Origin of the sequence: Pseudomonas sp. GM33 (assembly GCF_000282295.1) — a bacterium.
Classification (GTDB): domain Bacteria; phylum Pseudomonadota; class Gammaproteobacteria; order Pseudomonadales; family Pseudomonadaceae; genus Aquipseudomonas; species Aquipseudomonas laurylsulfatiphila.
This window is the reverse complement of the sequence record NZ_AKJO01000195.1, coordinates 1-13,807: the sequence shown is the minus strand read 5'-3', so window position 1 is coordinate 13,807 and position 13,807 is coordinate 1. Positions and strand designations below refer to the sequence as shown.

11 protein-coding genes are annotated in these 13,807 nt (G+C 59.4%); 3 read left to right on the top strand and 8 right to left on the bottom strand.

Translation table 11 applies throughout. From position 1 onward, the window contains the following. Positions 1 to 75: 75 nt before the first annotated feature. Both PMI26_RS00150 and PMI26_RS00155 read right to left on the bottom strand, forming a co-directional pair. Positions 76 to 1,227, bottom strand: coding sequence for a M14 family metallopeptidase (locus tag PMI26_RS00150; RefSeq protein WP_007981013.1), 1,152 nt, complete (start codon positions 1,225 to 1,227; stop codon positions 76 to 78). Positions 1,228 to 1,713: 486 nt separating this feature from the next. After that, entirely contained in the window at positions 1,714 to 2,055 is a 342-nt protein-coding gene (locus PMI26_RS00155; protein ID WP_007981011.1) for a DUF6124 family protein, read from the bottom strand. A gap of 129 nt (positions 2,056 to 2,184) precedes the next feature. Here PMI26_RS00155 and PMI26_RS00160 point away from each other — a divergent pair, with 129 nt between their 5' ends. Further along, positions 2,185 to 2,832, top strand: coding sequence for a LexA family protein (locus PMI26_RS00160; protein ID WP_007981009.1), 648 nt, complete (start codon positions 2,185 to 2,187; stop codon positions 2,830 to 2,832). A 39-nt stretch (positions 2,833 to 2,871) separates the two neighbouring features. Here PMI26_RS00160 and PMI26_RS00165 read toward each other — a convergent pair whose 3' ends face one another. The 4 genes from PMI26_RS00165 to PMI26_RS00180 all read right to left on the bottom strand — a co-directional run bounded on the left by PMI26_RS00165 (position 2,872) and on the right by PMI26_RS00180 (position 8,537). Then, a complete protein-coding gene (locus PMI26_RS00165) occupies positions 2,872 to 4,827 on the bottom strand; it encodes an acetyl/propionyl/methylcrotonyl-CoA carboxylase subunit alpha (RefSeq protein ID WP_007981007.1) in 1,956 nt (651 codons plus the stop codon). Beyond that, the gene (locus PMI26_RS00170) at positions 4,827 to 5,639 is read right to left on the bottom strand and encodes a gamma-carboxygeranoyl-CoA hydratase (protein WP_007981004.1); all 813 of its coding nucleotides are present in this window, start codon (positions 5,637 to 5,639) and stop codon (positions 4,827 to 4,829) included. The genes PMI26_RS00165 and PMI26_RS00170 overlap by 1 nt, the downstream gene beginning before the upstream one ends. Before the next feature lie 114 nt (positions 5,640 to 5,753). After that, entirely contained in the window at positions 5,754 to 7,361 is a 1,608-nt protein-coding gene (locus tag PMI26_RS00175) for a carboxyl transferase domain-containing protein (protein ID WP_007981002.1), read from the bottom strand. Positions 7,362 to 7,373: 12 nt separating this feature from the next. Next, positions 7,374 to 8,537, bottom strand: a complete 1,164-nt coding sequence (locus PMI26_RS00180) for an isovaleryl-CoA dehydrogenase (RefSeq protein ID WP_007981000.1) — start codon at positions 8,535 to 8,537, stop codon at positions 7,374 to 7,376. Between the two features lie 294 nt (positions 8,538 to 8,831). Here PMI26_RS00180 and PMI26_RS00185 point away from each other — a divergent pair, with 294 nt between their 5' ends. Together PMI26_RS00185 and PMI26_RS00190 are read left to right on the top strand one after the other, a co-directional pair. Continuing rightward, complete coding sequence (locus tag PMI26_RS00185; RefSeq protein WP_007980998.1) at positions 8,832 to 10,526, top strand: AMP-binding protein; 1,695 nt, start codon at positions 8,832 to 8,834, stop codon at positions 10,524 to 10,526. A gap of 209 nt (positions 10,527 to 10,735) precedes the next feature. Further along, positions 10,736 to 11,572, top strand: coding sequence for a M15 family metallopeptidase (locus PMI26_RS00190; RefSeq protein WP_007980996.1), 837 nt, complete (start codon positions 10,736 to 10,738; stop codon positions 11,570 to 11,572). Between the two features lie 610 nt (positions 11,573 to 12,182). Here the strand turns inward: PMI26_RS00190 and PMI26_RS00195 are convergent. Both PMI26_RS00195 and PMI26_RS00200 read right to left on the bottom strand, forming a co-directional pair. Further along, a complete protein-coding gene (locus PMI26_RS00195) occupies positions 12,183 to 13,082 on the bottom strand; it encodes a hydroxymethylglutaryl-CoA lyase (RefSeq protein ID WP_007980994.1) in 900 nt (299 codons plus the stop codon). 149 nt (positions 13,083 to 13,231) lie between these two features. Next, positions 13,232 to 13,633, bottom strand: a complete 402-nt coding sequence (locus tag PMI26_RS00200; protein ID WP_007980992.1) for a MerR family transcriptional regulator — start codon at positions 13,631 to 13,633, stop codon at positions 13,232 to 13,234. Positions 13,634 to 13,807 lie beyond the last annotated feature (174 nt).

Genomic DNA, 13,807 nt, shown 5'->3' with positions numbered 1-13,807 from the left:
GCGGCAGCTCCTACAGGGTACGCATTCCCATGTAGGAGCTGCCGCAGGCTGCGATCTTTTGATCTTGAAGGGTGATCAGCGCAGGGTGTCGACCATATCGGCAAGGGTGGTGAGTACATCCTTGCCCAACTGCTTCGACCGCTTGCCCGACCAGCCCGTCAACGGATTCGGGTGGTCGTCATGATCCTTGAACGGCATTTCCAGGGTCAGTGACAGGCAGTCGTACTTCTGGCCGACGCTGTTGCAGGCCAGCGTCATGTTGGCCTGGCCCGGTTCGTCGCGGGTGTAGCCGTACTTGGTCTGAAAGTCTTTGGTGGTGTGCTTCAGGTGGCTGCGGAAGTGCTCCTCGAGCTTTGCGATCCGCGGCGTGTAACCGGGATTGCCTTCGCAGCCGGCGGTGAACACGTGAGGGATTTCCTCGTCACCATGGACGTCGAGGAACATATCGACGCCGTACTTTTCCATCTGCTGCTGAACGAACAGGACCTCCGGGCTGATTTCCTGGCTGGCGCTCTGCCAGGCACGATTGAGGTCCTGGCCCATGGCGTTGGTGCGCAGGTGACCGTGGAAAACGCCGTCCGGGTTCATGTTCGGCACCAGGTACAGGTCGGCGCTGGCCAGCAGTTTGTTCAGCACAGGGTCGTCGTGTTTTTCCAGGCGTTCGATCACGCCTTCCATGAACCACTCGGCCATGTGTTCGCCCGGATGTTGCTGGGCAATCATCCACACCTTGCGTCGACCTTCGGCCCCGGTGCCTTTGCGCAACAGCTGGATGTCACGGCCTTCGACGCTCTTTCCGGTGGCCAGCAGTTCGGTTCCGGCCTTGCTCAGCGCCTGCTCGATCAGCCAGTCGTGGCGGCCGCGGCTGTAGGGTTCGAAGTAGGCGAACCAGGCGTGGGTCTGTTCGGCTTCGAGGCTGAAACGCAGGCAGTCGCCTTCGAAAATGGTGGGTACGCGGAACCAGTTGACGTGATCGTAGGACGCCACCGCCTGATAGCCGGTCCAGGCCTTGTTATAGGAGGACTGGCTGGCATTGTTCAGGCGAAACCAGTGGTCCTGGCCGACATGCAGGCCGCTGGCCTTGAAGTGGAACCACTGGAAATGGGCACTGCGGGTGTCCGGACGAATGGCCAGAAGCGGTTTGAGCGGATCGCTGATGTCGATGACTTGGATGTTGCCGCTGTCGAAGTTGGCACTGATGTCGAAAGAGGATTTGGCCACGGTCATAATCGGGTCCTGAATATGATTTTTATCGCGGCTACTTTACACGCAAGAGAGGGGTGAAACCGAGGGAAATTGCGGGGTGCAGAGGTGGGGGCGTCCTCCTTGACGCTGACGCAGCTTAGAGATTATGCGATTGATTCTCAAGTGCTATCTGTCGCTGGTTTGAACCCATGATGCCGGGCTTCTCTTGCCAACTGGAATTCTTTTGATATCATCCGCGCCATCGAATTTGCGGCACCCAAAGACTTCATTAGCCTGAAGCCAAAGCCAGAAAAAACTGGCAAAAAAAAGACCCGGCAAAAAGCCGGGTCAAAAACCGTGATTAGCCTGATGAGGAGATAGTCCAGGAGACCGACCTAAGGTCACCTGGTCCATCGACTGATCTCGCGACCAGTTGCTGCAATAATAATCATTCTCGTTTGCAGGTCAAGCGTTTTTGCCTGCTCGACAGGAAAATTCTTTCCTGTCCTCTCGATTTACCCTTCCACTTCAAGCGTTTTCATACTTTTCCAGCGATCGATCAACCATCGCCTTGGCCATGTCGATCATGTGCACCGTCGAAAACGCCAGGTCACGGTTTACGCCTTGCAGGTGACTGGCTGATTCGTACGCGGTGGCGGCAGCACAGCGCAACAGGTCCAAGGCATGGACCAGTGCCTCTTCGCCGCTGATGTTGCGGTTCACATCAAAAAAACGCGATTCGGCCACTTCCTCCGAAACAGCAGGTTTCAAGTAATAGTCCAGCGCGCGTTGTGCCGCCGCCGAGTCCAGGGATGAGGTGAGGGTGGTGTCGATTTGCACGTCCGGCAGGTCATTGGCGGGTGGGTTCATGGCGATGGCAAGCTCCGTGTTAGATTCAGATCCGTGAGTCGATCCTAATACGAACTGTATTTGTGACGAGGATTTAAATACTACAATTTGTGTTTTGATGGTCGGAGGCGCCCACGTATCGTGCCGCACATGGATAAATGGATTGAATTGGTCAAGGCCAAGATGAGTGAACTCAAAATCACTCAAGAGATACTCGCCGAGCGCCTCGGGATGTCCCAGGGCGGCATTGGCCACTGGCTCAACAAACGTCGTGAACCCGGCATCGAAGACATGAACCGGGTGCTGCAGGCGCTGGGCCTGGAGTTTCTCGAAGTGGCGCTGGTAATCCGGGAACCGCAGGCGTCAACGGATGACGAGATCCCCCTGACCCAGAAGTACAACCCGTACTTTCGCTACCCGATCAGTGACTGGCACCAGCCTGCCGAAGTGCGCGACGGCGAGGTTCCGGTGTACGGCAAGGAGCGCTATGAACTGTCCGATTACCACGCCCGGGGGCCGGCATTCTGGTTGAAAGTGGCGGGCGACGCGATGACCGCGCCCAATGGCATCAGCATCCCGGAAGGCATGCTGATTCTGGTGGACCCGGCCGTGGAAGCGGTGCCTGGCAAACTGGTCATCGCCCAGTGGCCGGACAGCGCCGAAGCCACGTTCCGCAAGCTGATCGAAGAGGGCGGTCAGCGTTATCTGGTCCCGCTCAATCCAACGTATCCGAAAGCCTTGTACACCGATGAATGTCGAATCATCGGTGTAGTGGTTCAGGCAACAGCCAGGTTCTGATCGGATCGGTCCTGGCAATGCGCAGGACCGATCTTCATTTCACGCTTCTTCCAGTTCCACCAGCGCACTGCCTTCGCTGACCATCTCGCCTTCCTGGCAATACAGCGCCTTGATCAACCCGGCATGGGGCGCGCGAATGCTGTGCTCCATTTTCATCGCTTCCAGTACCACCAACTGCGCCCCGGCCTCGACCGATTGCCCGGCCTCCACCAGCACGCGGACGATGCTGCCGTTCATCGGTGCGGTCAGTCCGCCCTGATGGCTGTGGCTGGCCTCGACGGCGCTGATCGGGTCGTAGGCCTCGATGCGGTGCAATTCGCCATCCCACTGCAAATACACCTGCTCGCCACGGCGTATAGCGCGGTGTTGACGGCGCACGCCAGCCTGCTCGGTCAACAGATGCTCACCCCTGAGCTGCGTGCTGTGGGCATTGATATCGCCCAGCGTCAGCGCACGGTCCTGGCCTTCACAACTCAAGTGCAGAGTGATTTCTCTCGGCAAACCGGCACGCAGACCATTAGGCGCCGCCCACGGTGAACCCGGGTCGTCTGCACGGGTTGCGTGCGGCTGGCTCTGGGCAAATGCCTGGGCGGCGGCTTGCCAGAATTCATCGCCGAGTTCCGCTGGCGCCGGCAGCAACTGTTCCTGATAGTGCGGAATGAAGCCGGTATCGAGTTCGGCAGCGGCGAACGCCGGGTGACCGATGATGCGCCGCAGGAAATTGATGTTGGTCTTCAATCCGCCGATAGCGAACTCGTCGAGCATGCTCAGCAGGCGCAACCGTGCCTGTTCACGATCCTCGCCCCAGGCAATCAGCTTGCCGAGCATCGGGTCGTAGAACGGCGAAATTTCATCGCCTTCTTCAACGCCGCTGTCCACCCGGCGCCCGGGCCCTGGGGCGGATTCGCGATACAGTTCCAGGCGACCGGTCGCCGGCAGGAAGTCGTTGCCCGGATCTTCGGCGTACAGCCGCACTTCGATCGCGTGGCCCACCAGCGGCACCTGATCCTGAGTCATCGGCAACGCTTCGCCGCGCGCCACACGAATCTGCCAGGCCACCAGGTCGAGACCGGTGATGGCTTCGGTGACCGGGTGTTCGACTTGCAGGCGGGTGTTCATCTCCATGAAGAAGAATTCGCCGCGTGCATCCAGCAAAAACTCGACGGTGCCGGCACCGACGTAGCCGATGGCCTGTGCCGAACGCACAGCCGCTTCACCCATGGCGCGCCGCAGTTCCGGGCTCAGACCCGGTGCCGGGGCTTCTTCGACGACTTTCTGGTGCCGGCGTTGAATCGAGCAGTCACGCTCGTTGAGGTACAGGCAGTTGCCGTGCTGGTCGGCGAACACCTGGATTTCCACATGACGTGGCTTGAGCAGGTATTTCTCCACCAGCATCCGCGAATCGCCGAACGACGATTGCGCCTCGCGCTGGGCCGAGGCCAGGGCTTCGGCCAGTTGGCTGACGTCCTCGACCACTTTCATGCCTTTGCCGCCGCCGCCAGCGGTAGCCTTGAGCAGCACCGGGTAGCCGATACGTTCGCAGGCATCGCGGAAGGTTTCCAGGTCCTGGGCTTCGCCGTGATAGCCGGGCACCAGTGGCACGCCGGCGGTTTCCATCAAGGCTTTGGCCGCAGACTTGCTGCCCATGGCGTCGATGGCCGAGGCCGGTGGGCCGAGGAAAATCAGACCGGCGTTTTCGATGGCGCGGGCGAATCCGGCGTTCTCCGACAGAAAACCATAGCCGGGGTGAATCGCCTGGGCGCCGCTGGCCTTGGCGGCGGCGATCAGTTTGTCGATCTGCAGATAGCTGTCGGCGGCTTTGCTGCCACCCAGGTCAACGCGAATGTCGGCTTCGCGGCTGTGCCGGGCGTCACGGTCGGTGGCGCTGTGCACGGCCACGGTCGTCAGGCCCAGGGCCTTGGCGGTGCGCATCACCCGGCAAGCGATTTCGCCACGGTTGGCCACCAGCAGGGTGGTGAGTACAGGTGCGCTCATCAACGGGGCTCCTTGGTGGTTTCGGCTTGCCAGCTCGGTGGACGTTTTTGCAGGAAGGCACGCAGGCCTTCCTGCCCTTCGGGGCTGACGCGGATGCGGGCGATGGCGTTTTCGGTGTAGCGGCGCAATGCCGGGGTCAATGAGCCGTCGCCGACTTCGCGCAACAGATCCTTGCTGGCGCGCATGGCCGCCGGGCTGTTGAGCAGCAGGTTGTCGATCCATTGCTCGACTTTCTGTTCCAGCTCGGCACTGGCATAGCTCTCCGACAACAGGCCGATTTCCCGTGCCCGTTGCCCACCAAAGCGCTCGGCCGTCAGGGCATAACGCCGGGTCGCGCGCTCGCCGATGGCTTGCACAACGAATGGGCTGATCACCGCGGGTGCCAGGCCGATGCGCACTTCCGACAGGCAGAACTGCGCGTCATCGGCACCGATGGCCATGTCGCAGCAACTGATCAGGCCCAGCGCGCCGCCGAAGGCTGCGCCTTGCACCACGGCCAGGGTCGGCACTTTCAGTTTGGCCAGGTTGTACATCAACTCCGCCAGTTCCCGGGCGTCATCGAGGTTGGTGGCGTAATCGAGTTCGGCCGATTGCTGCATCCAGGCAAGGTCGGCGCCGGCGCTGAAATGCTTGCCACGGCCGCGCACGATCAGGAAGCGCAGGCTGGCATCGCTGGCGACTTTGTCGAGGGCGATGATCAGTTCGCGGATCATTTCGGCGTTGAAGGCGTTGTTCTTTTCTTCACGGCTGAGCCAGAGAGTCGCAAAACCCCTTGGATCGCTCAGCAGTTCGAGGGTGTTGAAGTCGCTCATGTTGTCCGTCTCCACGGTCCTTGTGGGAGCGGGCTTGCTCGCGAAGAACGATAACGCGGTGCAACAGGTGAACCGCGGCGGATCCTTCGCGAGCAAGCCCGCTCCCACAGAAAATCACATCCGGAACACGCCGAAGCGGCTCGGTTCGATTGGCGCGTTCAACGACGCGGACAAGGCCAGGGCCAGTACGTCGCGGGTCTGGGCCGGGTCGATGACACCGTCGTCCCACAGACGCGCGCTGGAATAGTAGGGGTGACCCTGCTCTTCGTACTGATCGAGGATCGGTTGCTTGATCTCGGCTTCCTGCTCGGCACTGAAAGCATGGCCGCTGCGTTCGGCCTGTTCGCGCTTGACCTGCACCAGCACGCCGGCCGCCTGTTCGGCGCCCATCACACCGATGCGTGCGTTTGGCCACATCCACAAGAAGCGCGGATCGTAGGCGCGACCGCACATGCCGTAGTTACCGGCACCGAAGCTGCCGCCGATGATCACCGTGAACTTCGGCACCTTGGCGCACGCCACCGCCGTCACCAGTTTCGCGCCGTGCTTGGCAATGCCGCCGGCTTCGTATTTCTGGCCGACCATGAAGCCGGTGATGTTTTGCAGGAACAACAACGGAATGCCGCGCTGGCACGCCAGTTCAATGAAGTGCGCGCCTTTCTGCGCCGCTTCAGCGAAAAGAATGCCGTTGTTGGCGAGGATCGCGATCGGGTAACCGTGCAGGTAAGCAAAACCGCAGACCAGCGTTGTCCCGAACAGCGCCTTGAACTCGTCGAACACCGATCCGTCCACCAACCGCGCGATGACTTCGCGCACGTCGAACGGCTGCTTGGCATCGGCCGGCACCACGCCGTACAACTCGTCGCTGCTGTAGAGCGGGGCGATTGGTGTGCGTTGCTGAACCTCGCCTTGCTTGCGCCAGTTGAGGTTGGCGACGCTGCGGCGTGCCAGTGCCAGGGCGTGTTCATCGCTCTCGGCGTAGTGGTCGGCCACCCCGGAGATCTTGCAGTGCACATCGGCCCCGCCGAGGTCTTCGGCGCTGACCACTTCACCGGTCGCGGCCTTCACCAGCGGCGGGCCGGCGAGGAAGATCGTCGCTTGCTCGCGGACCATGATCGCTTCGTCGGCCATCGCCGGCACGTAGGCGCCGCCAGCGGTGCAGGAGCCCATGACCACGGCAATCTGCGGAATGCCCATGGCGCTCATGTTGGCCTGGTTGAAGAAGATCCGCCCGAAGTGCTCGCGGTCCGGGAACACTTCATCCTGACGCGGCAGGTTGGCGCCGCCGGAGTCCACCAGGTAGATGCACGGCAGACGGTTCTGCTGGGCGATGGTCTGGGCGCGCAGGTGTTTTTTCACGGTCAGCGGGTAATACGAGCCACCTTTCACCGTGGCGTCGTTGGCGACGATCATGCACTCGACGCCTTCCACACGACCGATCCCGGCAATCACGCCCGCAGCGGGGACGTCTTCGCCATACACCTCATACGCCGCCAGTTGGCTGATTTCCAGAAACGGCGAGCCCGGATCGAGCAAACGGTTGATGCGCTCGCGAGGCAGCAGTTTGCCCCGTGAGGTGTGGCGTTCCTGAGCCTTCGGGCCGCCACCTTGCGCCACTTGGGCGAGCAGGGTGTGCAACGCGTCGACCTGCTTGAGCATCGCCGCGCTGTTGGTGGCGAACTCCGCTGAACGAGGGTTGAGCTGGGTGTGCAGGGTAGCCATGGACAGCTCCGTTTAGCGGGTTTCGTTGAACAGTTCGCGACCGATCAGCATGCGACGGATCTCACTGGTGCCCGCGCCGATTTCGTACAGCTTGGCGTCACGCAATAGGCGGCCGGCCGGGAATTCATTGATGTAGCCGTTGCCACCGAGAATCTGGATCGCGTCCAGGGCCATTTGCGTGGCACGTTCGGCGCTGTAGAGGATCACGCCGGCGGCGTCCTTGCGCGTGGTTTCGCCGCGCTCGCAAGCCTGGGCCACGGCGTACAGGTAGGCGCGGCTGGCGTTGAGCTGGGTGTACATGTCGGCGACCTTGCCCTGGATCAGCTGGAATTCGCCGATGCTTTGGCCGAACTGCTTGCGGTCGTGGATGTACGGAACGATCAGGTCCATGCACGCCTGCATGATCCCGGTCGGGCCACCGGAAAGGACGACGCGCTCGTAGTCGAGGCCGCTCATCAGCACTTTCACGCCGCCGTTGAGTACGCCGAGGATGTTTTCTTCCGGCACTTGGACGTCATCGAAGAACAGCTCGCAGGTGTTCGAGCCACGCATGCCGAGCTTGTCGAACTTGTTGCTGCGGCTGAAACCTTTCCAGTCGCGCTCGACGATGAAGGCGGTGATGCCGTGGGGGCCCTTTTCCAGGTCGGTCTTGGCGTAGATCACGTAGGTGTTGGCGTCCGGACCGTTGGTGATCCAGGTCTTGCTGCCGTTGAGCACGTAGTGGTCGCCACGCTTGTCGGCGCGAAGTTTCATCGAGACCACGTCGGAACCGGCATTCGGCTCACTCATGGCCAGTGCGCCGATGTGCTCGCCGCTGATCAGCTTCGGCAGGTATTTGGATTTCTGTTCGTGGTTGCCGTTGCGGTTGATCTGGTTGACGCAGAGGTTGGAGTGGGCGCCATAGGACAGGGCCACCGAGGCCGAGCCACGACTGATTTCTTCCATCGCGACCACGTGGGCCAGGTAACCCAGGCCAGCACCGCCGTACTCTTCCGGCACGGTAATGCCCAGCAGGCCCATGTCGCCGAACTTGCGCCACAGGTCGGCGGGGAACAGGTTGTCGATGTCGATCTGAGCGGCGCGCGGGGCGATCTCCTTGGCGACGAAGGACTGGACCTGATCGCGCAGCATGTCGATGGTTTCACCGAGGGCAAAGTTCAGGGATGGATAGCTCATGGGTCACCTTTTGGCTTTTTTATGGGGCGGGGGAGGGCCGTGATTGGGTTCTCACCTTTACGTTAACGTAAGCCTGTGACGAATGGCTGTCAATCACCCTTTACGTTAACGTCAACTTGAGCGAGAGTAGAGCCAGTTCAAGATAGAACGCGGACCCATCCTGTGGGAGCGGGCTTGCTCGCGAAGGCGTCCTGTCAGTCGACATTCATGTTGTCTGATACACCGCTTTCGCGAGCAAGCCCGCTCCCACAAGGGACCGCCGGTAGCCCATAAATAAAGACAATAGGGGTCGTCATGGATCAACCCAGTGCAAGTCCGCAACGCAGTTACACCCGTGGTTCCCAGGACAAAGCCTTGCTGTCGATGACCATCGGCCAGGCGTTCGACAACACGGTCGCGCGGTACCCGGACGGGGAGGCGCTGGTGGTGCGCCATCAACAGCTGCGTTACACCTGGCGGCAGTTGGCCGAGGCCGCGGACCTGCACGCCAGGGCGCTGCTGGCGCTGGGGCTGCAAGCCGGGGACCGTCTTGGTATCTGGGCGCCGAACTGTGCGCAGTGGTGCATCAGCCAGGTTGCCACCGCGAAAATCGGCGTGATCCTGGTCAATATCAATCCGGCGTATCGCAGTTCCGAACTCGAATACGTACTCAAGCAGTCCGGCTGCCAATGGCTGGTGTGTGCCGGCGCCTTCAAGACCTCGAACTATCACGCGATGCTGCAGGGCCTGGTGCCGGAGCTGGCCGAGCAATCCATCGGCAAACTGCAAAGCGAGCGGTTGCCGGAGCTGCGTGGCGTTATCAGCCTGGATGCCCAGCCGCCGTCGGGGTTCCTGCCCTGGTCGCAATTGACCGGTCTGGCTGGCAGCGTGACGGTCGAGCAACTGCATGAGCGCCAGAACAGCCTGCATTTCGATCAGCCGGTGAATATCCAGTACACCTCTGGCACCACCGGTTTTCCCAAGGGCGCGACCCTCAGCCACTACAACATTCTCAATAACGGTTACATGGTCGGTGAGAGCCTGGGCCTGACGGCGGCCGATCGCCTGGTGATCCCGGTGCCCTTGTATCACTGCTTCGGCATGGTCATGGGTAATCTCGGCTGCATCACCCATGGCAGCACGATGATTTATCCGAACGACGCGTTCGATCCGTTACTGACCCTCGGCACTGTGGCTGACGAAAAAGCCACGGCACTGTACGGCGTGCCGACCATGTTCATCGCCATGCTCGATCAACCTCAACGTGCCGAATTCGATCTGTCGAGCCTGCGCACGGGGATCATGGCAGGCGCAACCTGTCCTATCGAAGTGATGCGCCGGGTCATCAGCGAAATGCACATGAGCGAAGTGCAGATTGCCTATGGCATGACGGAAACCAGTCCGGTGTCATTGCAGACCGGTCCTTCAGACGACCTGGAATTGCGCGTGACCACTGTCGGTCGCACCCAGCCGCAGCTTGAAAGCAAGATCATCGACGAAGCCGGCAACCTGGTGCCGCGAGGCACCATCGGTGAGCTGTGCACTCGCGGTTACAGCGTGATGCTGGGTTACTGGAACAATCCCGAAGGCACCGCAGAAGCCATCGATCAGGCAGGCTGGATGCACACCGGTGATCTGGCGAGCATGAACGATGAGGGCTACGTGTGTATTGCCGGGCGCAACAAGGACATGATCATCCGTGGCGGTGAGAATATTTACCCGCGGGAGCTGGAAGAGTTTTTCTTCACGCATCCGGCCGTTGCGGATGTTCAGGTGATCGGCATTCCATGCTCGCGCTACGGCGAAGAGATCGTCGCCTGGATCAAGTTCCACCCCGGTCACAGTGCTACCGAACAAGAACTGCAAGCCTGGTGCAAGGAGCGCATCGCGCACTTCAAGACACCTCGTTACTTCAAGTTCGTGGAAGAGTTTCCAATGACCGTGACCGGCAAGATCCAGAAATTCCGGATGCGCGAGATCAGTATCGAGGAGCTCCAGGTAAATCGGTAGACCCCGCTTGGTTGCCGCGGGACAAAAACGCGTTTCAAGGTTTTTCTGAAAAGAAGCCGATACCCGTATCGGCTTTTTAGTGTCTGCGTTTTAGTGGTCAAGTTTACGTTGGCATACACTTGATCGGATGATCCTGCTGTTGGATTCCCTGTAAGGTTTCGATACGCCCACATGAAGTGGTGTGAGTCATTACAGGAGTTAAATCTGACATGGAAGTAAGAAACTTATTAATGGCCGGGGTTTTGTGTTCAGCAGCGCTCGTGGGACTGAGCGAGGTGGCACAGGCCAGTATTTCTCCGGTCACCCCTGAGCTGTGCGAGTTAATGAAGGCGACTAATGTCATTACCGACGAAAACCCGGTTGGCTGTGACAGATTGCGTGTGGTTTCCTTCGATTTCACCAATTTCGAAGGCCAGGTCGAACAAGGCTCGATAACCGTGCTGGATGCCTTTGCCCCTTATGTGCAAAGCATTTTCAACGATCTTCATCATATGGCGTTTCCATTGAAAATAGCGCGCGGTCTTGAACATTACATGGGGAATGATGGCGCCTCCATGACCGATAATAATACTTCGGCTTTCAATGGGCGGGCGATTACCGGGGGTAGTAGTTGGTCTCTTCATGCATACGGTGCTGCGATTGATCTTAACCCGATCCAGAATCCCTACATTAATATCCAGCCTACTGGTCAGGCGATGATTGATCCGGTTGTTTCCGCGCGTGCTTATGTCAACCGAATGCAGTTTCGACCCGAGAAACCGGAGCGTTTTGGTCTTGCTGAGCCGGTAGTCAATGTGTTTGCCAATTATGGTTTTATCAATTGGGGAGGTTACTTCAACTATCCGATTGATTATCAGCATTTCGAAGTCTCACCGCGTCGTTTCATCGAGCGCCTGGCAGCGGTCTCTCCAGAGCAGGCGGCAAAAGACTTCGATGGCTATGTTGCCTACTTCCGCAACTGCATGCAGAGCTCGGACGAGCAGGATCCAGAGGCGCGTCGGGCTCGATGCGTAGGTCAGACAATGGAGGCATACCGCCAGGCGTAGACATTGCTTTTGGTGATTTCTGTTGGATGGGGGGCGAACGATGGGCGCTGAACCCGAATCCCGGGAAGCACAAAGGGGAGCCGAAGCTCCCCTTTAATTTGTCGTTGCGCGTGCTCTTTTTTTATTATTGAGGGTCGGTCTGTTTTTGTTTTTGGCAACCGTTGCCCTTTACCGCTGTTTTTGGCGATCCCCATCCGGGATCAAGAGCAAACGTATTTTTTTGAGCGCTGATCTGCTTTTTCGCTGAGCGATCCAACCAGTACGGGAGCTACCTGAAGGTAGTTTTATTATTCTCTGTCTGGCCGCGGGTCACTTCGAAAAGCACCCTGAAAAGCACATCTTCTCCAAAAAAATCTGTTAGCTGCGTCTCTGCCGTGTTGTTTTTGTTATGTCAGAGTCGTTACGTCTTGTTTTTATTAGGGTTGCCGCAATTTTTTTATTCTTGTTATGCGATAAATATAGCAGGAGCCGTGCCAACTTTTTAAAAGCCTTTAAAATCAACGGCTTGCGGTTTTGTAGGGTTTTTCGCCTCAGGTAAAACCCTACATTTTGTTTCCGTGTTACTCGCTTGTGCCCACGATTGAGTCTGTGCGGTAACACCCGGACACACTCACTGTGCGCTGCGGGCCCTGGCCACGCGGGAACCGGTAGGGCGCCCCAATACGCTGCAAATCTGTTGACCGGCGAGCATCAGGGCGTCGAGGTCGATTCCGGTGTCGATACCCAGGCCGTTCAGCAGGTAAACCACGTCCTCGGTCGCGACGTTACCGCTGGCGCCCTTGGCATAGGGGCAGCCGCCGAGACCGGCGATGGAGCTGTCGAACACCGAGATACCTTCCAGCAGGCTGGCGTAGATGTTGGCCACGGCCTGGCCATAGGTGTCGTGGAAGTGCCCGGCGAGCTTTTCACGGGGTACATCCTTTGCTACCACTTCGAACATTTTCCGGGTCGCGCCAGCGGTGCCGGTACCGATGGTGTCCCCCAGCGAGACCTCGTAGCAGCCCATGGCATAGAGTTCGCGAGCGACCAAAGCGACTTGCTCCGGGGGGACGTGACCTTCATAGGGGCACCCCAGCACGCAGGACACGTACCCGCGCACGGTCACTCCCTGTTGTCTGGCGGCGTCCATGATCGGCACGAAACGCTCCAGGCTTTCGCTGATCGAGCAATTGATATTGCGCCGGGAAAACGCCTCGGACGCCGCGGCGAACACGGCCACTTCCTTCACCCCGGCGGCGAGGGCATCTTCGAAACCGCGCAGGTTGGGAGCGAGCGCGCCATAGACCACACCCGGTTTGCGCTGGATCTGCGCGAAAACCTCGGCGGAGCCTGCCATCTGCGGCACCCACTTGGGTGACACGAAACTGCCGACTTCTATATAGCCGAGCCCGGCTGCGGTCAGTGCATCGACCAGTTGCACCTTGTCGGCAACGCTGATGGGTTGGGCTTCGTTTTGCAGGCCGTCGCGCGGGCCGACTTCGACGATGCGTACGTGGGAGGGGAGGGACATGGGCTTCGACCTGTGCTGATTGTTCGGAGAACCCTGTAGGAGCGAGCCTGCTCGCGATGGGTTCTCAGGCACCGCGTTTATCCAGCAAACACGCGTTATCGTTAACGACCATCGCGAGCAGGCTCGCTCCTACAGGGGGCGGTGTGGATTTACTGAATTGATTCCTGGCTTTTGAGCGTCTGCTCCAGCGCCTGTACGCAGCGCTCTTCGGCAGTATCCAGTTCCAGTTTCATCTGTTCGATGTCCAGCAACTGCTGTTCAAGCTGCTCACGGCGCTCGCTGATTTTCGCCAGCATGCTGTGCAACTGTTTGGTGTTACCGCTGGACGGGTCGTAGAGCTCGATCAGCTCGCGGCATTCAGCCAGTGAGAAACCGATGCGTTTGCCCCGCAGGATCAGCTTCAGGCTGACTTTGTCGCGGGGCGAGTAAATGCGTTCCTGGCCACGGCGCTCGGGGCTGAGCAGGCCTTGTTCCTCATAAAAGCGAATGGCGCGGGTGGTGATGTCAAGCTCGCGGGCGAGGTCGGAAATGCTGTAGGTCTGGCTGCTCATGGAAGCGCTCGCAAAAGGTCATGACGCTAAGCTAATGGCAGGTTGACGTTTACGTCAAGGGGCGTGAATTTTCAGTGTTCTTGCTGGCCTCATCGCGAGCAAGCTCGCTCCCACAGGGGATCTTTGCCGGACACCAGTTTTGTGTCCACTGAAGATCCCCTGTGGGAGATTCTA